This window comes from Acinetobacter sp. SH024, assembly GCF_000163635.1.
GTDB lineage: Bacteria > Pseudomonadota > Gammaproteobacteria > Pseudomonadales > Moraxellaceae > Acinetobacter > Acinetobacter pittii.
Map to the genome: position 1 here is coordinate 776,187 of NZ_GG753600.1, position 20,454 is coordinate 796,640.

A 20,454-nucleotide genomic window follows, 5' to 3' on the forward strand; every position below is an offset into this window, starting at 1 on the left:
ACTGTTGCTTTTCCATATAGTTATCCACAAGATTTGCGGATAACTATATGCAAATCTCATCATTTAGCTACAAGTAATGGAACAGTCGCGTTTCGGAATATGGTTGTCGCAATACTTCCCAAGAAGAATTGATGAATTTTGCTATGACTAAATGCCCCTAACACAATGATTTGAATACCGTGTTCTTGTTGGTACTCTAAAATATTTTGTGCAACATCACCATAACGGTAAACGGTGACTACATCTAGACCCGCTTGTTTAAGATAATGTTCTGGTTCATTTAATATCTCTGGATGATCACCTACATACACCAAATGACATTGCAGTGTTCGCAATAAGTCACTTTGGGCAATACGGCGCATCATTTTTTGACAAGTTGGCGAATATTCATAAGCAAAGATAAATCGTGTTGGCACTTTAAAGTTTTCACCAATGGTCAAAACAGTACAGTTCGCACCACGAATGAAGTTTTCAACATTGCTACCGATTGGTTTGTGTTTCTCGGCTGCTCTTTCCCCGACTCGACCTAAAATAACGATGTCATTTTCATGTAAGAGATTAAAACTTTGTTCTAAAAAATCACCTTTTTCTTGAATTTTTGAACTGGTAATTCCGTGTTTTTCTTGAATAAGATCAGAAATGTGACGAAGTAAATTATTACTATAATCTAACGCGAGTTCACTTTGTTTTTGCTCTAGCTCAGCTAACTCTTTTAGCAGCATTGCATTGCTTTCAAAGCCGATTACCCCACTGATTTCACCAAGATGATAACTGGCTGGGTAATAGTCCAGAATTTGTAATAATACAAGTTCCCGTCCGGTTGCTTTAGCAACCCATGCTGCTGCATCTGCAATAGCATTAATACACGGTGATGAGTCAATACACGCAATAACACGGTTCATGTTAGCCTCTCTTCTTCAGGTCTATTGCCTTGGAGATTATTATTAAAACTTAGCTTTAACTTAACATAGATAAAAATTGGTATGTTAAGGTTTATGTATAAAAATCAACTTTTTTGTTTAAAGATCAAACATTTTATTACATTCTTAAGACTGCATTATTCTCTTAAACGAATAAATTTTGCTGGATTTCCGCCCACAATATGGTACGGCTCAACATCTTTAGTCACCATACTATTCATCCCGACCACAGCATGTTTACCGATTTTTATACCGTCTTTGATCCCCACATGCGCACCCAACCAAACATCTTGCTCAATTTCGATTCCTTTGGACGTAACTGGCTGCTGGTAAAGTGGACGGTCTAGTTGCATCCCATGGTCAAATGCATATAAATGACAATACGCGGCAATACGGACTTGGTCATGCAATTTTATGCCCGTTCGTCCCCCATCTAAAATACAATGATGGTTAATCGCGACTTCATTGCCGATTTCGAGTGGTCCATGCAATGTGCAATCAGCCGCAATAAAACTATTATCCCCAATAATAATTTTGCGGCCTGGTTCAGCAAAAATATGTGCTAGCGGTGAAATAAAACAATTTTCACCAATCTCAACTGTTTCCATATCCATTAAATAAGCTTGATATTCCTTTTGCCACTCTTCAGCCCAAGCACGGTTTTTAGGTTTTAAAGTCCAATATAACCATGGCATATAGTTTAAGCGGTGCTTATGTTGCTCACGATATTTCAGTAAGGAATCAGTCATCAGTTAATTCCTCTTCAATTTTTAATTCTTCACGACCACGTGTTACGTCTCTGAGTTTTAAGGCGAGCGGTTCAATTTGATGTATCTGTAGTCTCGCTTCGATATCTACACCTGTTGCCGTATAGGTTTCCTGATATTCAATCTGTTGTTGAGTCAGTTCATATTGAAATATTGCCCACTCATTAAAATGACAAGAAAAGTGAATCGTCTTCTTTGCAATCAGTTCAATACGTTCAGCCAATAATAAACATTGTCCAGCACAGCCACCGTATGCTCTAACAAGACCACCCGTTCCCAGTTTTATACCGCCATACCAGCGGTTAACCATTACAATAATATTCGTCAGGTCATTCCCTTCAATGGTCGCCAAGATTGGACGGCCTGCTGTTCCTGACGGTTCACCATCATCGTTAAAGCGTACGTTATGCCCAATTTTCCACGCCCAACATTGGTGAGTGGTCGAGATATCCTTGTTGTATTCTAAAAATTCTTTAACCTGCTGTTCATTTTCTATTGGCGCAGCAATCGCCTGAAATCTACTTTTTTTAATTTCTTCTTCAAATGTAATCTGTGATGCAATCGTAAAAGCCATAAATAAGATAAAGCACAATAAAAATCAAATTATAACGTGAATTTAATAGAATCAAACCTATAAAAAAGCCCCGAATCTCGGGTCGTTTTTTATTATCTTTCTCGTAACGCTTCTTTGGCTTTATTAAATGGTTTAAGTAAGTAATCAAGTACTGTTTTTTGACCAGTACGAATATCTACTGTTGCCACCATACCCGGTGTAATACCAAACGCTTTACCTTCTTTATTGTAAAGCTTGTCAGAATCAGTGCGGATATAAACACGATAATAGAATTGGTCCTGTTTCACTTCATCACGAATCGTGTCTGGTGAAATAACCGTAACTTTACCTTTTAAACCACCATAAATTGAGTAGTCATAGGCCGTGATCTTAACCAGTGCTTCTTGTCCCGGACGAATAAAGGCAATGTCGCGCGGCAAAATACGCGCTTCAATCAGCAATTGCTCATCAATCGGTACAATCGTCATCAGTTTACCGTTTTGTGGAACAACACCACCATGAGTAGTCACCGCAATTTCTTTGACCACACCACGTACCGGTGCTCTGAACACTGCACGGTCTAAACTGTCACTACGACCCAGTACAATTTGTTGTTGCGTTTCGCTATCCGTATTCGCTTTAGATAACTCTTCACGCGCTTTCACATAGTACTGGTTCTGCGCATCATTCATTTTGTTTTGCAAATCATTTGCTTCACGACGTAAACGTAAAACCTCAACCTCACTTGCTGCACCTTTAGCAACCAGCGGTTCTGTCATCGCCAGTTCTTGTTGCACAAGTTGCAACGCCTGTCTTAAACCTGCAAGGGTTTGTTCAAGATCAGCACGACGCGAGCGATATAATGCAGTTTCCTCTTGTACTAACTTTGGTTCTTTCATCACAATTTCAGGAAAAACCAAAGGTGTACCGTTTACTTCCGCACGTAAACGCGCTGCTGTCGCTTGAGCAGAGATCAGTAAAGATCTTGATTCACCAACATTTGATGCAAAACGGGTTGGATCGAGCTGCGCAAGAATTTCGCCCTTTTGAACAATGTCACCTTCTTGTACATTCAGCTTAGTTAGAATACCGCCTTCTAAAGACTGGATGACCTGTTCTTTAGATGATGGAATGACTTTACCTGTACCAGTAGAAACTTCTTCAAGTTTAAATACCCACGCCCAGATAAAGAAAATAACCAAGCCAATGCCCACAATCCAGATCACTAAACTGGCACGTGGTAAGGGTGGCTCACTATAAGAGACATTCATTGAACGGGTGAGTTGTTGTTCTTGTTGTGGTTCGCTCATGAATTACCTCCTTGGCTCACTTGTTTTTGTTGGGCTGTTGATTGATTGAGTACTTGATCTCTTGGACCGTCCATCACGATCTTGCCTTCATTCACGACAATAATACGGTCTACAAGTTCTAATACAGCGCGGCGGTGGGTCGCAACGACCAAAGTACGATGCGCCAGCCAACCTTTTAAATGATCAATCAGTTGTTTCTCTGCCACGTCATCAATGGCTGCTGTCGGTTCGTCTAACAATAAAATGTTAGGTTGACGAATCAATAGACGAGCCAGTAACAACGCTTGTTTCTGACCACCAGAGAAACCAACACCACCTTCTAAAATCAGGTGATCTAGCCCTTCTTTTTTCTCTTGAACAAAAGGTAATGCACCAGTCACTACTAGCGCACGAAGAATCTCTTCATCCGTTGCAAGCGGCGCACCTAAAGTGAGGTTTTCACGAATCGTACCGTAGAAAAGATGCGCATTCTGGTTAAGTAAACCCATATCACGACGTACATCAGATGGATCAATTAATGAAAGATCGAGACCATCTAAATGTACTGCGCCTTGAGTTGGAACTTGCATACCCGATAGAAGCTGGAGCAGTGTTGATTTACCTGCACCGTTACGCCCTAATATGGCAATTTTTTCACCAGCACGAATTTTTAAATGACGGATTGCCAAACTTGGTTTTGGGTCTTCTTCGCCATATTGGAATAAGACATTTTTTAATTCGTAATCGCCATTTAAAACTGCTTTGTGTACCAGATGCGAACGATCTGCCTGATCGATCGGACGTTGCATGAGCTCATCAAGGCTTTGTTTGGCAACTTTTGCTTGCTGTAAACGACCTAAAACACCTGTAATCTGTGCAATCGGTGCCAACATACGTGAAGATAAAATAGAACAAGCCACTAACGCACCTGTTGTCATTTCACCTTCCATCACGGCAAAACATCCTACCAACACCACAATTGCATAGGTTAAGCCTTGAAGCATTTGAGTCCATGCCATTAAGGTACCGACAATTTTACGCTGTCTCATCCCGATATCGGCTGAAACTTCGTTCATGTGGTTCCACTGGTTTTGGAAGCGAGACTCAGCACGTAATAGCTTAATGTCTTCAATGCCCTGCACCGCTTCAACAAGAATAGCATTACGGATTGAAGATTCTCTCATGCCCTCTTGTGCGAGTTGCGCTAACTTCTTCTGTGCCAGAATACCCGGCAAAAGCATAAGCGGTACAACCAGCAGCATCACCCAAAACAGTTTCCCACCAATAATCGCAAAAATAATCAGGAACAGGAAAAAGAATGGGAAATCGGCAATTGCACTAATGGTGGTTGAAGTCACCAGTTCACGCACACCTTCGAGCTCGCGAATCTGGGAAATAAAACTACCGGTAGATTTTGAACGATCTTTATTCTTGATACGTAAGGCATGACCAAATACACGATCAGACACCCGTAAGTCAGCACGTTTACCAATAATATCGGATAAGTACACCCGTGATATACGCAAGGTAAACTCAAAAAGTGCTGCAATCAGTACACCACCTGCCAGCACCCATAGAGTCGGGATAGACTGAGATGGAACAACACGGTCATACACTTGCATTGAGAAAATAATGGTTGCCAGTGCCAATACGTTGGCAATCAGTGAGGCAAACATAATATCAACGTAGCGTTTCCAGTCTCTTAAAACAATCGACCAGAACCAGCTTGCTTCGTATGGTTTGATATATTCGTCAATACGCGCATCGGGAATAGACGTTTCAGGACGTAGGATGTAGACATTCTTAATTGTTGTTTTTAAGACATCTAAGCTTAAATTTTGGGAAAGGCCGTGATCTCCACTAAACTGAATACTGACATTTCCTTGAGTATCGGCCTTATCAATTACACCAACTTGTCCGTCATTAAACTCGACCATGACAGGTAAACGCCATGGATTAAGTAAATCTAATGAAAAAGGTACTTTACGTAAATTGAGACCAACCTGACGGGTCATTAACTGCAAAACATCATCAAGGTTTTGATTTTGGTTCCAGTCAAGTTGTAAACGAATTCTTTCTTCTGAAGGCTCAATTCTATAATGTTTAGCAATCGTTAAGACCGCCTGTAACCAGGGCTGGTAGTTTATTTTTGTCATCATGGTTGTACTTCGAACCCCTGAATTGAAATATTATTTAAGTCATAAGCTTGGCGGGAACGTCCTGTTGCTGCGATGTACTGAACAATACTGCTGTAGATGTCATAACGTGCAGTTTCAAGTTCTGAATTGGCACTATGAATCGCTTGTTCAGCATTCAATAAGTCAACCAATGAACGGGTACCGAGTTTGTACTGCTCTTGATAAAGTTCGCGTGTACGAACTGTCGTCGCTTGGCGGTTGGCTAAAACCTGCATTTGACGTTGTTTATTTTCAATTTGTTCACGGCTGGTTCTGATCTGATCGAGCACATCCAGATACACAGAATTCACTTTAGATTTAGCGGCTTCTTCTGCATAACTTGCCATTTTTACTTGGGAAGAAACTGCCCCACCTTGATAAAACTGACTGGTGGCTTCAAGCATGATGGAACTATATAAACCGTCATCTTCATCATTGTTTGGGTTTTTTCCATTAATGGCCTGACTGACCGAGCCTTTCACTGCCAAAGTTGGATAACGTGTTAAACGGGTCTGTTCCTTTTGGGCTTTAGCCACTTCAATGCCCGCTTGTGCTGCGATCATTTTTGGAATGGTATTAAACTCAGGTTCACCATATAGATCAGATACTTTCACCAAATCATCTGAAATAATCCAACCTGTACGTGAAACATCACCACCCAACAATGTCCTTAAATGTTGTTGGTACTGACGTAATAAAGATTGCTGTGCAATCAAGCCGGACTGCGCAGCTTGTAAATAAGATTGAGCTTGGATTGGGTCAGCCTGACTACTAATACCAGCATTTGCACGTAAATTAGCGATTTCCTGAATTCGCTGAATACCTGCAATTTGCTGCTCGGCAATTTTATTTAATTGGAGATAGCGCTGAATATTGATAATCGACTGAGCCACATCAAGTGCAATATCGTCAATACTGACCAAAACATTCGCCTGTTCGACTTGGAGTTTGGCCTTCTCAACCGATACACCCGATTTGACTTTACCAAAATCATAAAGCATTTGAGTTGCGTTTAAAGTCAATAACTGCCGACCACGCTCACCACTACTCAAGTCACCTGTGGTAATACCACCTGAAATTTGAGGATAATAACCCGCCTTCGCAACATCAATACCAGCATTTTGGCCAGCTAAAGTTGAAATGGCTTGGGAAATATCAGGGTTACGCTGAATCGCGATTTTCACCGCTTCCTGCAGTGTCATTTTCCTTGATGGCAAATTTGAATAAGATGAAGCTGCTCTATCATTGAGTTGAACAGTCGGAAACTCCTGCACTCTAGAACGATCTAGCCTAAAATTACTCAACTCTTGCATCTTAGCGACTTTAAATTCATCACTACTTTTAGGGGCAAAAAGTTGTGATAAGTTGTCTTTTAATGTGTGATATTGCTCACTTGGTTTAGCGGCATATATCACCATAGGTACATGCAGTGAAGTTAAAAGCATCAACCCTTTCAGGAAAGCTGGCTTTTTACATGTCCTTTTTACTCTTCTCTGGTTATATCCAATCATGCTTGTCTTGTTGATCTTGTTTGTTATCGTTTAAAAGCTTTTACATTCTACATATTTTTTTGCATAAAGAAGCATAAATGCAGGAATAATTCACACATTACTTTTTTATCAACTAAAGATTCTAATTTATTGTTTTTAAAAAATAAATATAAAAAAACTAAAAAGAGGCACTGACCTCTTTTTAGCCAAATAGATTAACTTTTTTATTTAAACTGTAAAATCGTCACCTAAGTAGACTTTACGTACCTGTTCGTTATCCAGAATTTCTTGTGGAGTGCCTTCTGCAATTACCGCACCTTCGCTCACAATATACGCACGTTCACAGATCGCCAAAGTTTCACGTACGTTATGGTCTGTGATGAGCACACCAATACCACGATCTTTTAAGGTCTGAATAATATCTTTAATATCACCCACCGAAATTGGATCGACACCAGCAAATGGTTCATCAAGTAACATAAACTTAGGATCAGCAGCCAATGCACGTGCAATTTCAGCACGGCGACGCTCACCACCAGACACACTCATTCCCAATGAATCTTTAATATGACTGATTTTAAAGTCATTCAATAATTCAGTAAGACGTTGTTGGCGCTGTTGCTTATTTAAGTCTTTGCGTGTTTCTAAAATAGACATAATATTTTCAGCAATGGTCAGCTTTCTAAAAATAGAAGCTTCTTGCGGAAGATATCCGATCCCTTTACGTGCCCGTTCATGCATTGCTAAATCGGACATATCAAGATCATCAAGGTGAATTTCACCTTTGTCCATACGCACTAGCCCAACAACCATATAGAAGCTTGTTGTTTTTCCTGCACCGTTAGGGCCAAGCAAACCAACAATCTGTCCACTTTGCATACTAAAAGATACGTCTTTGACGACCCAACGTTTACTATAGTTTTTTGCTAAGTGCTTAATACACAAAGTTTGGGGTTGAAGAGCTTGTTGCATTAGTCACGCGCTCCTGGGAAACTTTTTGAAGTTGATGGCGGAATAATAATTTGAACACGGTTTGATGATGAACCTTGAGCTTCAACATCGCCTTTGTTCATACTATATTTCAATGAGTTACCACGGATGCTTGAACCATCTTGATATAGATATGCACCACCAGTTAAAGTAATAATGCCTGTATCTGCATTATAAACAATGGTTTGCCCCTCACCTCGTGCAACGCCCTTATCAGCACTAATTTGCTGTTGGAATTTAGACGGTCTACCCTTGGCAGTAATCGTTTGAATTTCACGTTTAGAGTTTAGCGTAGCAACAATTGAGTCGGCTTGAAGCTTCATCGTACCTTGTTCAATCACGACATTACCCGTATAAGTCGTTAAACCCGTTTTCTCATTATAAGTTGCACGGTCTGCCACTAACGAAATTTGTTGATTACGGTCAGACGGTAAAGCAAAAGTCGAAGCAGATGATAAAGCAACGAATGTAATTACCGCAGCTTGTTTTAGGAAAGCTGAAGAACGTTTTAAATTAAGACTTTGGTGCATACTTTCCTCGAATATTAAAAAATTCGTACTGACCATTATTCAAATTAGCTTTTAACCCTTTGCTGACAAACTCGGCTTGCGGAGATTGAACAACCACTTGGTGATCTGTTTCAATTTCTCTGGTTTTTGGATATCCAGTTAACTCATCAGTTTGGAATTCAATCTTCCCTTGTGGCGCCAGTTTAGTTGCGACCACATCACCCGATAAAATAACTTTACGGTTATCATCATAACCATTTGCCTGTTTTGCAAAGAATGTCGCATCAACTTTGCCATCTTTATACATCGAGGCATTAAGTTGATCCAACTTTGATGTTTTTTGTTGCATATCCTGTTCAAGCTGACGAACTTCAGCACGAATATACAAATTGCCTTGATCATCAGTTTGAGTCAAATGGACGCCCTGCGCTGAATATGTCATATTCTTCGCAGAACCAATGTCTAGTTTTTTTGCCTTGCCACTATAGTAGTAGTAACCACCACTTATAGCAGCAACCACTACAGCAACAATTGATAAAACTCTGGTATCCATGAGCAGGAATAGCCTACCTTTTTAAGTAATCTTATTATTAATGCGGTACTGCAAGATATTTTTCAAGAAGTTCTTGGTAAATGCCTTTTGCGATCAGCAACATATCACAGACTTCACGAACAGCACCACGCCCACCCATCGATTGCGTAACTAAATGCGCACGGCGACGTACTTCTTCATGACCATTTGGCACAGTAACACTCATACCTGCGATTGCAAAAGCAGATAAATCAGGCCAATCATCGCCCATATATAAGCAATCAGACGGCAAAATATTAAACTGCGCACATGCTTCACGAAGTGCTGAGCCTTTGTCTTCACGGCCTTGAAAAACGAGGTCTACACCTAAATCAGACATACGTTTTTCAACAATATTACTTTTTCTGCCTGTAATAATGATAACTTTCATGCCGGCTTGCTGTGCAAGCTTCATTCCTAAACCATCACGAATATCGAATGATTTAATTTCATCGCCACTATTAGTTAAGGTTACGAAGCCATCACTCAAAATACCATCAACATCCAGAACCAATGCCTGTAAATGACGTGCTTGTTCTAACAATGCATAAGATGCCATTGATTAATTTACCCCTGCCTGAATAAGGTCATGCATACTAATTACACCAATCACTTTGTTTTGGTCATCTACCACCACAAACTGACTAATTTTTTTCAGGTTCAGCTGTTGTAGAGCTTCTACCGCACGTGCTTCTTGAGAAATCGTTGATGGTTTTTTTGTCATCACTTCTGAAACAGGCAAATTCACATCGAAACCTTGCTGTTTATCAATTAAACGGCGCAAGTCACCATCGGTGAAAATACCAAGCAAATGTTCTTGTTCATCTACAATTGTCGTCAAGCCTAAACGTTTATTAGAAATTTCATAAAGCACTTGATTCATTGGTGTATCTGGTGAAACTTTTGGCAGTTCATCGCCTGTATGCATCAGATGTTTTACATGTAAAAGTAAGCGTTTACCCAACGCACCTGCTGGATGCGAACGGGCAAAATCATCTGCGGTAAAACCACGTGCTTCAAGTAAAGCGACAGCCAGTGCATCACCCAATACTAAAGTTGCTGTCGTACTCGACGTAGGCGCCAAACCTAATGGGCATGCTTCGTCAGACTCACCTAAAGTTAAAGCAATGTCTGCGTTTTGCGGCATTGGGCCTTTATCATCACGGCTAATGGTAATAAGAGGAACGCCAAGATGTTTGATGAGTGGCATCAACATCATGATTTCATCACTTTTTCCAGAGTTGGAAATCGCAATTAAAACATCACCACGAACCAGCATTCCCAAATCACCATGTCCAGCTTCGCCCGGATGCATAAAGAAAGATGGTGTACCAGTTGAGGCAAAAGTTGCAGCCATTTTACGGCCAATATGCCCTGACTTACCCATGCCAGTGATCACAACACGACCTTTACACTGTAACAATATTTCACAAGCTCGGTTAAAACTGTCACCAATTTGTGTTGCTAACACGTCTAAGGCTTGTTGCTCAATACGCAATGTTGCTAATGCGCTGCTTTGGAAATCTGTAGGATTGGGCATACGAGTTTGACTCAAAATAATTGATCTGATCTCTTGTGAAGATCGGTGATTTTAATCAAAAGATTTGGGGGCATTCTAACATAACTCAATCATCTACACGTTTTTAAATGTATAAGATTTCACAAGCTTATAAAATTCTTGCATAAACCTTTGTGAAAAATGATGCATCAGTTATGATGTAACACTGTTTTTGTTGAGTGTTTGAAAACCCTTATGCAACCGTTTGTTTTATATAACTCTGAGCAACGAAAAAAAGTTGAATTTGTACCTCGCAAAGAAGGTCACATCGATATGTACGTCTGCGGTATGACCGTTTACGACTACTGTCATATCGGGCATGCTCGAGTTATGGTTGCATTTGACTACATTATTCGTTTCTTGCGTAGTCAGGGCTGGAATGTTCGCTACATTCGCAACATTACCGACATTGACGACAAAATCATCAAACGTGCGAATGAGAATGGTGAAACAATCCAACAACTCACTACTCGTTTCATCGATGCAATGAATGAAGATGCAGCGAATCTAGGCTGTTTAGCTCCTGATGAAGCACCTAAAGCAACTGAATATATCGACCAGATGCAAAATATGATTGGCAATCTGGTGAATAAAGGCGCTGCGTACCCTGCTTCAAACGGCGATGTTTATTTTGAAGTCACCAAATTTGAAAAATATGGTCGCCTCTCTGGCCGTAAGCTTGATGATATGCAAGCAGGCGCAAGTGAGCGTGTTGATGTAGAAGTTGAAAAGAAACATCCTTTTGACTTTGTACTTTGGAAACATGCAAAAGAAAATGAACCATCTTGGGCATCACCTTGGGGTAATGGCCGTCCGGGTTGGCACATTGAATGTTCTGCAATGTCGACTTGCTGCTTAGGCAATCACTTTGATATTCATGGTGGTGGTTCAGATTTAATGTTCCCGCACCATGAAAATGAAATTGCGCAAAGTGAAGCTTCGACTGGTGAGCAATATGTAAACTATTGGATGCATGTTGGCTTCATTAACGTTGATGGTGAAAAGATGTCTAAATCTTTAGGCAACTTCTTTACGATTCGTGACGTGATGGAGAAATTCCACCCTGAAGTGATCCGCTATTTTATTGTATCTTCACACTATCGTAGTCCTGTGAACTTCTCTGATGTGGCACTGAAAGAAGCAAAAACTTCTTTAACTCGTTTCTATCACTCATTTAAAGCTTACCAACAAGTTTACGGTCAAACGACAACTGAAACGCTTGATCAAAGCTTTATTGAACGCTTTAACAATGCAATGTGTGATGACTTCAACACAGCCGAGGCAATGGCGGTATTGTTTGAACTGAACAAAGAGTTAAACCGTGCTGTAAAAGAAGAGCAAGCTGACCAAGCAACTGTGCTTTATTCGACATTACGTCACCTCACCAACATTTTAGGTTTAGTACAACACAATGTAGATGATTTCTTAAAATCAGATATTGGACAAGAAGCACTTACTTTGTCTGATGCTGAAATTGAAGATTTTATTCAACAACGTGTTGATGCGAAAAAAGCAAAAGACTTTGCTAAAGCAGACGGTATTCGTCAATCTTTACTCGACCAAGGTGTAGTACTTGAAGACACTCGTCAAGGTACAGTTTGGCGCCGTGCTGATTAAATGTTCAATTAAATCACAAGAGTGTTGACACTTTAGTGAAACACTCTATAATGTGCTCACATTGCGGGAATAGCTCAGTTGGTAGAGCATAACCTTGCCAAGGTTGGGGTCGCGAGTTCGAGTCTCGTTTCCCGCTCCAAAATTTAAAGACCACTTAATTCGAAAGAGTTAGGTGGTTTTTTATTGTCTATAGATTAATTTTGACTGGTTAAAATGGATATTAAAAATACTTTATATTCTGCTACAACACCACCCTCTTTAGTGGCTAAATTTCCTATATCAATTTTCAGTATGAGATGAGTCTTATATAATTTATTAATAGATGAAAATATTGGACTAAGACAGAATTCGCTCCAACTATATTAACTCTAAAGATGACAAAATAATTATAGTTTAAATATTATTTAATAATGGATGTTTTCAGAACTCAAACCAAATGTTAAAGTATGTAAATCCTGACTTTCAAATAAGTGATTTAAAACAGGTGATTTGGTTATCGTTGTATGCGACGAGTAATACGAAAGCAACCTTCAAGAAATTGAATACAAAAAGCAACGATAGGTATTTAGAACCCTTAAACCCTAAATGACATGAAAAGATCTTACACTTCATAAAGGAAGTAAATGGGTTGTAAAAGTCTTCGGGTAATCTAGAAACGTTTGAGGACTTAAATGGCTAATAAAAATATATTAAATGAAAAAGAAAGAGAAAATAACGGACTAGATACTCAATTAAGATTCCATTATCAAGCTGATTGGGCAATAGTCTATTTATTAGAAAAATTATTGAAAGAAGAAGAGTTCGTAATTTTTGTTGAGTATCATGAGGATGTTATTTGCTCCAACTCCACTCATCTACACGATGATGTCGAATTTGAGTTTTATCAAATCAAAACTACTGAAGCTAATTTTACAATAGATAATCTCTGCAAGTATGAAGTTGGTGGCAACTCTATAATTGGAAAAATGATTTTAGGCGTTGAAAATAAATTATTTAAAAAAAATGTTAAAAAATTATGTCTTTTAACTATTAGTGATATTAATTTCAAAACGAAAATTAAAATTTTAGGGGATCAATGCCATTTTACTAATTTAGAAGAAAATGAAATTAAAGATATTTTAGATAGGTTAACAAATGAACTAAAGATTGTTGATCCCATATATCAAAATATTTTATGCTTTCAGAAGTCTGAGTTACCTTTTCCTTCGTCACAATTAAGTGCTAAAGGAAAGATTGCTGAATTTATTCAATCGAAGCATGGCGATGTTCGATCGGATATATCGAGTATTTATCGAGTACTGTGGGATGATTTAAAAATTAAATATGAATATAAAATCCCTTTTGACCAATGGAATGAATGTGTTCAAAAAAGAGGTTTGAACAGCGAAGAAGTAAAAAAAATACTCGCGACACATATATCGCTTGATCTATCTGAAAATTTAAAAAAATTTATTGAAAATTATATAAATAAACTTTCAGGAGATGATTTACTTACCCCTATAAGAATTAATTTAATTAATAATTATTATACATATCTCTTAGTAAATAGATCACCAGAAATTATTAAATATTTAGAAGAAATGAGAAGTAAAATTTCCATTCCTTCTAATATTTTAGACTTAAATGAAATACAGCGCGAAATCACTAAAATCGATTTAATAATTAATGATAATTTGCAATTTAAGGAATTTAATCGGATGCAATCTGTAGCTATTTATGAGGTCTTAAATAAAGTATATGAACAATTCACAAAATAGAAATGAAATAAACTTTAAAATATTAATTAGGAATTTGCGAAATGAAAAATACCAGCAACTCTTTTCAATTTCAGAAAATAATTATTGTATCTCGAACAGAAAAGTCAGGTCGAGTTTTAAAGATATTTCCAAGGACATTGATAACGACAAAAGGTAATACAATTGGTAAATCTACATTATTGAATTGTTTATTCTGGGCTCTAGGTTGTGAAGTTCGTTTCGAAGAAGATTGGCCCGAGCTTGACACAGTTGTTTTAATTGAGTTTTCAATTAATAATAAAATTTATAAAGTCAAAAGAGATTCTCAAGCTATTCATCTACAGGAAGATGATGAACAATGGGCAACCTATGAAAAAATAACTGGTTCTTATTTAGATAGATTAAATTCTATTTTAAATTTCAATGTTTTATTAAAAAATTCTAAAGCAAAAAAACTTTCTAAAGTCCCTCCAGCTTTCTATTTTGCATCTACTTATATTGAACAAATGAGTGGGTGGAATGAAATTTGGAATTCATTTAACAACCTTGGACAATTTGATAAAAATAACAAGTTTGAACTCTCCAAATATTTATGTGGAGTATTAAATAAAAATTACTACGATAACAAACTTAATCAAAACTTTTATGAATTAAAAAATTTTGATATCTCTAAAGAAATCCTAAAAACCAATGAAGTATCAGACTACTTTAGATCTAAAAGAGCTATTAGCCCCCAAATAGATCTTCAAGATAAAATTAAAAACTCTGCCAGATCAGTAGTAATGGCTGAAAGAAAAATTTTAGAAAAGAAAAACGAGTATATAAACATATCTTCCAGAATGGCAGCTATAGATAATGAATTACAAATTATTCAAGTTGCTATTGGAGAGATTGAGCAAGACTATAACTATTCTATTGAAAATATTGAGACTACTTCAATTTTTTGTCCGACTTGTGGTGTTGAACATAAAAATGATTTAGTCAATAGATTCTCCTTGATTCATGATCAAAATAGATTAATGGAGCAAATAAAAAATTTACAAAATGAAAAGTCAGTTTTAATTAACAAAAGTTATAATTTGACTAATTCTATAGATAGCTTTTATCAAGAAATTGAAGGTGCTTTCAAAGAGGAAAGTTTCAATGAAGATATTAATCAGTTATTTATTAGCAAATCTCTTATTCCTGGCTTAGAAGAAAAAGTTGCCTCAGATAACAGAGAATTTAGAGCAAATACGAAAGAGATAAGAAAAATAAGAAATGAAAATAAAATTATTGAGAATTCAAATTTAGAAGAAATTGAAAAAGATGTTGTTGAATATTTCAATTCATTATGTACTGACTTAAATATTAAAATGTATTTAAAACATAATTTATACGATATACTCAACTACTATAGTGGTGGTGCTAATCAAGTTAAAGCAATGTTAGCGAAAAGGCTTACTATCCTTAATTCTATCTACTCTCATGCTGAGTTATCTACTCCTCCATTTATTATTGACTCTCCACGACAGCAAGATATTGATTCTGATAATTATCATAATATGCTTAATATTTTAATTAGTAATACACCTGACGATGTACAGTTAATTATTGCGGCAGTGCAAAATAACTTTATTGACAGCATTAAAGGAAATTTTGAAGAAATTAACCTCGAATCAACACTTTTAACTGCAGAAGAGTATGAACTTGCCAATTTCTTAATCTCACATAGTTAAATAATTTGATCCTAACTTATACACAACAAAAAAGCCCTCTGAAATTCCGAGGGCTTTTTATAACTAAGAGATAAGTAAGAAATAAAGTTCTATCTCCCAACCTAAGCTAGCCATTTCCCACTAACACCCTCAAATATTTTTAGCCAATTCTTTTGCTAAACATTGTTCATGCCAAGTGGTTTGAAAATTTTCGACAGCTTTTGACTTAATGAGAGGGTCTTCAAATAATTTTGACGAATATGCAGATTTAATAAGCTCTTGATAAAGTTGTTTGGCTTGTTGCTCTTCAAGATGATTGGCGATGTCATGTAACTCTTTAGCGGGCACTTCATGTTGTCTAGCATCCATTACCCCACTCGCTGCTTTTTTCACAGTTTCACAGTAATGAAGTTCCATTGCTTCTGATGCTGCATAACATTGAATTGAAACTGCACTTATAAAGAGGAATATAAATCTCATAATCTCACCTTAATTTGACGCGCAAGGTTATCAATTAATCTGCCCAAATTTAAGTTAAAAAAGGTTATTTTTGTTTTCTCTTCTTTTATTTCACCTTTTGCACTTGAGTATTAGAAGCTCTCAGCACTGTTCCATCTGCCGCTACTGGTGCCATAAATGGAATTTGCTGACCTGTAGTTTTATCAATTAACAGAGAATGGCGCTCACCACTTTCAAATAGGTTTTGCTCTCCCCATTGTCGTAAAGCCACAATCACTGGAAACAGTCTCTCCCCTTTATTGGTCAATACATATTCCTGATAAGCCGTGCCATCCGAAGCATCTTGTAGTTCAAGAACACCAGCATCTACCAACTTTTTTAGGCGATCTGAAAGAATATTTCGCGCCACTCCCAAGCTCCTCTGAAAATCTCCAAAACGGCGCATTCCATCAAAAGCATCACGCACAATAAGCAGTGACCAACGATCTCCTATGAGATTGACACAGCGCGCAACAGGACAAGGTTCATCTTTCATCAGCGTAGAGTTCTTCATCGAGTTTCCTTACCAATCATCAGCAACAAGCCACCTAGTTGCATTTTAAAACTAGTAGGCTTAATATTCAACTAGTTTCATTTTAAAACTAGATTAACTGGATTTAGGACAATGAAAGCTTCTCTTGCATCTTCAACCTCAACCACTGAAAGTGATAAACCGCTTTCAAGCATGCCTCGTGGCGTAATTTTGCTATTTGCGATTGCTAGTGGTGCAAGCGTAGCAAATGTCTATTATGCGCAGCCCTTGCTCGACATTTTGGCAAGAGACTTTAATGTTAGTCATGCCGCCATTGGTGGTGTGGTGACAGCCACTCAAATAGGTTGTGCGCTAGCTTTAATCTTTTTAGTGCCGCTAGGTGATTTGGTAAATCGGCGTCGGTTAATGGCCCTACAGTTAATTGCCTTAATATCTGCATTGCTCGTGGTTGGCTTTACTCACTCTACGATTATTCTTTTAGCAGGAATGCTTGCGGTGGGTTTACTCGGCACAGCCATGACACAAGGTCTTATTGCCTATGCTGCGAGTGCTGCGGCCCCACATGAGCAAGGACATGTAGTCGGTACTGCACAAAGTGGTGTGTTCATTGGTTTACTGCTTGCCCGTGTATTTTCAGGGGGAATTAGTGATGTGGCTGGTTGGCGCGGCGTGTACTTTTGCGCAGCCATCATCATGCTCATGATTGCATTGCCGCTTTGGAAACGTCTGCCTCATTTAAATATTCAACCTAGTGCCATGCGCTACCCGCAGCTTCTAGCCTCTATGTTAAAACTACTACGCCAAGAAAAAGTGCTACAAGTGCGCGGTGTGTTAGCTTTACTCATGTTCGCGGCATTTAATATTTTCTGGAGCGCATTAGTACTGCCGTTAAGTGCTCCGCCTTATAGCTTCTCGCATACTGTAATTGGGTCTTTTGGACTCGTTGGAGTGATTGGTGCTTTGGCTGCTGCACGTGCAGGTTACTGGGCCGACCGTGGATATGCTCAGCGCACAAGCTTGGCGGCACTGTTAATATTACTGCTCGCATGGGGCCCACTTTCACTCATGGCCTACTCGCTCTGGGCAGTCGTGATTGGCATCGTATTACTAGACTTAGGAGGGCAAGCTCTGCATGTGACCAACCAGAGTATGATTTTTCGCACTCGTCCTGAAGCACATAGCCGTCTTGTTGGTCTATACATGCTCTTTTATGCAATAGGTAGTGGATTGGGTGCAATCAGCACAACAACGACTTATGCTTATGCTGGTTGGCTTGGCGTGTGTGCTCTCGGTGCAAGTGTTAGCTTTCTGGCATTATTATTTTGGTGGATGACACGTCATATCGTGCCTCAAATCACTCATGAAAAAGATAACAATATACAAATAAATAAAATATAATAACTCAAAGTTTTATAAGCCCATGAATAAGAAAGTTTAGTCTTTAAATCTTAAGTTCGAACGGTAATAGAATGAAATCTTCATTAACAATCTAAAGATTGATATGCAACTTTAGACAATTACTATCAAATATATGCAAATCCCTATAGGAACAAAATTGGGTATTAATAATAAATTGCTTTACACGGCTGTATTTGCCCTTGTTGCAGGATGCCACCAACAAGAAGCAAACGACAGTACAAATACTGTGAAACTCCCAGCCTATCAGTACGATGGTTTCTCTGGTTCAGCACGCTTAAAAGGAAACTTAGAGTTAAAGCAAGGATGTCTTTATGTGAAAGATATACTCATTGTCTTTCCAGAACATAGCGCTCAGTGGGATGCTGAAAAAAACACTTTAAGTTATAAAGGTCAGCAGATCGGCTTAGGGGGCATATTAGATATTGCTGGAGGTATTGGTAATTTTGAGCAAGACAATCTACGCATTAAACATTTGAGCCCCATGTGTGATCATCAAAATATTTGGTTTGCAGGATAATCTTTTGTGAAGAATATGGGTAAAAAAGCTCCCGTCTAGGAGCTTTTTAAAATTGTTGAAGCGCTGCTGTTTACAGCTTAAAAACTTAACTTGGGTGAATTTCTGCCGTCAATCTTTGCAAGTCATGACCCGAAGGTGCTTGGTAAACACGTAAACCAAACTCGGGAAGAATTGCAATTAAATGATCAAAAATATCTGACTGAATTGCTTCATAAGAAACCCATGCAATCGTGTTGGTAAAAGCATAAATTTCTAACGGCAAACCTTGGCTGGTCGGTTGTAACTGACGAACAATAATGGTTTGATTTTGAGCAATACCCTTGTGCTGACGTAAGTAAAACTCTACATAGGCCCTAAATGTACCAATATTGGTTAGACGGCGCTTGTTGTAACGAGATTGATTGCTTAAATGCTTATTGAATTCTTCAATTTCAGAATTCTTTGCATTTAAGTATTGATCTAGCAATAAAAAGTCTTTGAGCTTTTGTTGCTCTTCATCACTCATGAAATGAACACTACTTTGATCGATAAAAAGTGAACGCTTCATTCGACGGCAACCCGAATTGCTCATACCGCGCCAGTTTTTAAATGTATCGGTCACGAGCTTATTGGTTGGAATGGTGGTATAGGTTTTATCAAAATTTTGAACAGTCACAGTATGCAGTGAAATATCAATTACATCACCATCTGCATTGAGTGATGGCATTTCAATCCAGTCGCCAATACGCACCATGTCATAAGAGGCAATTTGTACACTCGCCACCAAAGACAAAATGGTGTTTTGGAAAACCAGCATTAATACCGCTGCCATTGCACCAAAACCAGCGAGTAAAGTGAACACATCCTTTTTAAGGAATGTTCCCAAAATCATGAGGCCACAGACAACAAATAAAATGAGTTTAACCAGTTGTAAGTAACCTTTAATCGGTTTGTTTCTAGATTTTGGATTACGCTGATAAATAAGGTTAAAGATATTTAACAGCTCGCTAACCGTAAGCGCGAGTGTAAGAAAAATGAATGCTTGTGCCGCCATCTCTACAAAAGCAATGAACTTTGGAGATAGATGAGGAACCGTTGCAATACCGTTCATAATCACAACGGCAGGAACAATATTTGCAAATTTCTTTATAACGCTATGCTGAGCAAAAATAGACTGATTTGGTGATTTGAGTTTTGTGACTAAATGTCGAACGCCCCGAACAATAATGCGTTTGGCAATAAAATTTGCTATTGCAGCAAATAAAATCAAAATCGTGAGTGAAACCAACATTTCTAGCCAAGGATATTGACTTAACTCACCCCGAATATCACGGAAAAAATTTAAAAAATCCAAACCTATACACCTTTAAAATTTCTTTTCAATAATTTTAAGGGTTAAGGCGGCAGAGTAAAACTTGAAGTGCGACATAAACCACCTAATTAATTTAAAGGGTTTATGGAGTATATAAAATTGTCATACCATCATCTTAACTTTGAAGATCGTACTGCATTAATGCTTGAGTCAAGAAAAGAAGGCTTTTCAGCCAGAAAATTTGCTGAACTTATTAAAAGACATCCTAGTACGATCTATCGTGAGCTTAAAAGAAATAGCATCAATGACGTTTATCAAGCTCGATATGCTTCTGATAACACTTTTGCTAGACGTAGACGTGG

20 protein-coding genes and 1 tRNA gene are annotated in these 20,454 nt (G+C 38.2%); 7 read left to right on the forward strand and 14 right to left on the reverse strand.

The annotated features are described in order from the left end of the window. Positions 1-59: 59 nt before the first annotated feature. The 11 genes from HMPREF0013_RS09525 to HMPREF0013_RS09575 form a co-directional block, all read right to left on the reverse strand. Complete coding sequence (locus HMPREF0013_RS09525) at positions 60-902, reverse strand: universal stress protein (protein WP_002115820.1); 843 nt, start codon at positions 900-902, stop codon at positions 60-62. 155 nt (positions 903-1,057) lie between these two features. Then, entirely contained in the window at positions 1,058-1,669 is a 612-nt protein-coding gene (locus HMPREF0013_RS09530) for a chloramphenicol acetyltransferase CAT (protein WP_002115833.1), read from the reverse strand. Continuing rightward, the gene (locus tag HMPREF0013_RS09535; RefSeq protein ID WP_002115804.1) at positions 1,662-2,261 is read right to left on the reverse strand and encodes an IMPACT family protein; all 600 of its coding nucleotides are present in this window, start codon (positions 2,259-2,261) and stop codon (positions 1,662-1,664) included. Before HMPREF0013_RS09535 ends, HMPREF0013_RS09530 begins: the two co-directional genes overlap by 8 nt. Positions 2,262-2,353: 92 nt before the next feature. Further along, positions 2,354-3,550, reverse strand: a complete 1,197-nt coding sequence (locus tag HMPREF0013_RS09540; protein ID WP_005802601.1) for an HlyD family efflux transporter periplasmic adaptor subunit — start codon at positions 3,548-3,550, stop codon at positions 2,354-2,356. After that, positions 3,547-5,688 carry a type I secretion system permease/ATPase gene (locus HMPREF0013_RS09545; RefSeq protein ID WP_005802602.1) on the reverse strand — a complete coding sequence of 714 codons (2,142 nt, stop codon included), beginning with the start codon at positions 5,686-5,688 and terminating at the stop codon, positions 3,547-3,549. Before HMPREF0013_RS09545 ends, HMPREF0013_RS09540 begins: the two co-directional genes overlap by 4 nt. Further along, entirely contained in the window at positions 5,685-7,151 is a 1,467-nt protein-coding gene (locus HMPREF0013_RS25470; protein ID WP_005076852.1) for a TolC family protein, read from the reverse strand. Before HMPREF0013_RS25470 ends, HMPREF0013_RS09545 begins: the two co-directional genes overlap by 4 nt. A 273-nt stretch (positions 7,152-7,424) precedes the next feature. Next, entirely contained in the window at positions 7,425-8,168 is a 744-nt protein-coding gene (lptB, locus tag HMPREF0013_RS09555; RefSeq protein ID WP_002122331.1) for an LPS export ABC transporter ATP-binding protein, read from the reverse strand. Beyond that, positions 8,168-8,716: a lipopolysaccharide transport periplasmic protein LptA gene (lptA, locus tag HMPREF0013_RS09560; protein WP_002122334.1), complete on the reverse strand. Its 549-nt coding sequence runs from the start codon at positions 8,714-8,716 to the stop codon at positions 8,168-8,170. Before lptA ends, lptB begins: the two co-directional genes overlap by 1 nt. Then, on the reverse strand, positions 8,700-9,248 hold the full coding sequence (gene lptC, locus HMPREF0013_RS09565) for an LPS export ABC transporter periplasmic protein LptC (protein WP_005070181.1): 549 nt from the start codon (positions 9,246-9,248) through the stop codon (positions 8,700-8,702). Before lptC ends, lptA begins: the two co-directional genes overlap by 17 nt. Positions 9,249-9,285: 37 nt before the next feature. Beyond that, a complete protein-coding gene (locus tag HMPREF0013_RS09570) occupies positions 9,286-9,825 on the reverse strand; it encodes a KdsC family phosphatase (RefSeq protein WP_002122322.1) in 540 nt (179 codons plus the stop codon). 3 nt (positions 9,826-9,828) lie between these two features. Beyond that, the gene (locus HMPREF0013_RS09575) at positions 9,829-10,806 is read right to left on the reverse strand and encodes a KpsF/GutQ family sugar-phosphate isomerase (RefSeq protein ID WP_002122342.1); all 978 of its coding nucleotides are present in this window, start codon (positions 10,804-10,806) and stop codon (positions 9,829-9,831) included. 213 nt (positions 10,807-11,019) lie between these two features. Here HMPREF0013_RS09575 and cysS point away from each other — a divergent pair, with 213 nt between their 5' ends. The 4 genes from cysS (at position 11,020) to HMPREF0013_RS24935 (ending at position 15,895) form a co-directional block, all read left to right on the forward strand. Further along, a complete protein-coding gene (cysS, locus tag HMPREF0013_RS09580) occupies positions 11,020-12,441 on the forward strand; it encodes a cysteine--tRNA ligase (RefSeq protein WP_002122339.1) in 1,422 nt (473 codons plus the stop codon). A 63-nt stretch (positions 12,442-12,504) separates the two neighbouring features. Continuing rightward, a tRNA-Gly gene (locus HMPREF0013_RS09585) sits at positions 12,505-12,580 on the forward strand. A 532-nt stretch (positions 12,581-13,112) separates the two neighbouring features. Continuing rightward, complete coding sequence (locus tag HMPREF0013_RS09590; protein ID WP_005802611.1) at positions 13,113-14,198, forward strand: dsDNA nuclease domain-containing protein; 1,086 nt, start codon at positions 13,113-13,115, stop codon at positions 14,196-14,198. A 41-nt stretch (positions 14,199-14,239) separates the two neighbouring features. Continuing rightward, positions 14,240-15,895 (forward strand): hypothetical protein, encoded by a 1,656-nt coding sequence (locus HMPREF0013_RS24935; protein WP_025464102.1) that lies wholly within the window; start codon positions 14,240-14,242, stop codon positions 15,893-15,895. 129 nt (positions 15,896-16,024) lie between these two features. On the opposite strand, the gene HMPREF0013_RS09600 is transcribed toward HMPREF0013_RS24935, so the two are convergent. Both HMPREF0013_RS09600 and HMPREF0013_RS09605 read right to left on the reverse strand, forming a co-directional pair. After that, positions 16,025-16,354 carry a hypothetical protein gene (locus HMPREF0013_RS09600; RefSeq protein ID WP_002118302.1) on the reverse strand — a complete coding sequence of 110 codons (330 nt, stop codon included), beginning with the start codon at positions 16,352-16,354 and terminating at the stop codon, positions 16,025-16,027. A gap of 85 nt (positions 16,355-16,439) precedes the next feature. After that, on the reverse strand, positions 16,440-16,886 hold the full coding sequence (locus HMPREF0013_RS09605; protein WP_002118304.1) for a winged helix-turn-helix transcriptional regulator: 447 nt from the start codon (positions 16,884-16,886) through the stop codon (positions 16,440-16,442). Between the two features lie 111 nt (positions 16,887-16,997). On the opposite strand from HMPREF0013_RS09605, the gene HMPREF0013_RS09610 reads away from it, so the two are divergent. Continuing rightward, positions 16,998-18,263, forward strand: a complete 1,266-nt coding sequence (locus HMPREF0013_RS09610) for an MFS transporter (protein ID WP_002118309.1) — start codon at positions 16,998-17,000, stop codon at positions 18,261-18,263. A gap of 133 nt (positions 18,264-18,396) precedes the next feature. Further along, complete coding sequence (locus HMPREF0013_RS09615; protein ID WP_005802618.1) at positions 18,397-18,801, forward strand: hypothetical protein; 405 nt, start codon at positions 18,397-18,399, stop codon at positions 18,799-18,801. Between the two features lie 85 nt (positions 18,802-18,886). On the opposite strand, the gene HMPREF0013_RS09620 is transcribed toward HMPREF0013_RS09615, so the two are convergent. Next, positions 18,887-20,134 (reverse strand): mechanosensitive ion channel family protein, encoded by a 1,248-nt coding sequence (locus tag HMPREF0013_RS09620; protein ID WP_005070199.1) that lies wholly within the window; start codon positions 20,132-20,134, stop codon positions 18,887-18,889. A gap of 159 nt (positions 20,135-20,293) precedes the next feature. Between HMPREF0013_RS09620 and HMPREF0013_RS0105175 the strand changes: the two genes are divergently transcribed. Continuing rightward, on the forward strand, positions 20,294-20,454 hold a 161-nt coding region (locus HMPREF0013_RS0105175; protein ID WP_240488015.1), incomplete at its 3' end, for a helix-turn-helix domain-containing protein.

Coding starts and splice junctions, on each gene's coding strand:
- HMPREF0013_RS09545 (WP_005802602.1), bottom strand. CDS start 5,688: ATGATGACAAAAATAAACTACCAGCCCTGGTTACAGGCGGTCTTAACG.
- HMPREF0013_RS24935 (WP_025464102.1), top strand. CDS start 14,240: ATGAAAAATACCAGCAACTCTTTTCAATTTCAGAAAATAATTATTGTA.
- HMPREF0013_RS09570 (WP_002122322.1), bottom strand. CDS start 9,825: ATGGCATCTTATGCATTGTTAGAACAAGCACGTCATTTACAGGCATTG.
- lptA (WP_002122334.1), bottom strand. CDS start 8,716: ATGCACCAAAGTCTTAATTTAAAACGTTCTTCAGCTTTCCTAAAACAA.
- HMPREF0013_RS09530 (WP_002115833.1), bottom strand. CDS start 1,669: ATGACTGATTCCTTACTGAAATATCGTGAGCAACATAAGCACCGCTTA.
- HMPREF0013_RS09575 (WP_002122342.1), bottom strand. CDS start 10,806: ATGCCCAATCCTACAGATTTCCAAAGCAGCGCATTAGCAACATTGCGT.
- HMPREF0013_RS09540 (WP_005802601.1), bottom strand. CDS start 3,550: ATGAGCGAACCACAACAAGAACAACAACTCACCCGTTCAATGAATGTC.
- HMPREF0013_RS09605 (WP_002118304.1), bottom strand. CDS start 16,886: ATGAAGAACTCTACGCTGATGAAAGATGAACCTTGTCCTGTTGCGCGC.
- HMPREF0013_RS25470 (WP_005076852.1), bottom strand. CDS start 7,151: ATGCTTTTAACTTCACTGCATGTACCTATGGTGATATATGCCGCTAAA.
- HMPREF0013_RS09525 (WP_002115820.1), bottom strand. CDS start 902: ATGAACCGTGTTATTGCGTGTATTGACTCATCACCGTGTATTAATGCT.
- HMPREF0013_RS09615 (WP_005802618.1), top strand. CDS start 18,397: ATGCAAATCCCTATAGGAACAAAATTGGGTATTAATAATAAATTGCTT.
- HMPREF0013_RS09610 (WP_002118309.1), top strand. CDS start 16,998: ATGAAAGCTTCTCTTGCATCTTCAACCTCAACCACTGAAAGTGATAAA.
- HMPREF0013_RS09535 (WP_002115804.1), bottom strand. CDS start 2,261: ATGGCTTTTACGATTGCATCACAGATTACATTTGAAGAAGAAATTAAA.
- lptB (WP_002122331.1), bottom strand. CDS start 8,168: ATGCAACAAGCTCTTCAACCCCAAACTTTGTGTATTAAGCACTTAGCA.
- HMPREF0013_RS09590 (WP_005802611.1), top strand. CDS start 13,113: ATGGCTAATAAAAATATATTAAATGAAAAAGAAAGAGAAAATAACGGA.
- lptC (WP_005070181.1), bottom strand. CDS start 9,248: ATGGATACCAGAGTTTTATCAATTGTTGCTGTAGTGGTTGCTGCTATA.
- HMPREF0013_RS09600 (WP_002118302.1), bottom strand. CDS start 16,354: ATGAGATTTATATTCCTCTTTATAAGTGCAGTTTCAATTCAATGTTAT.
- cysS (WP_002122339.1), top strand. CDS start 11,020: ATGCAACCGTTTGTTTTATATAACTCTGAGCAACGAAAAAAAGTTGAA.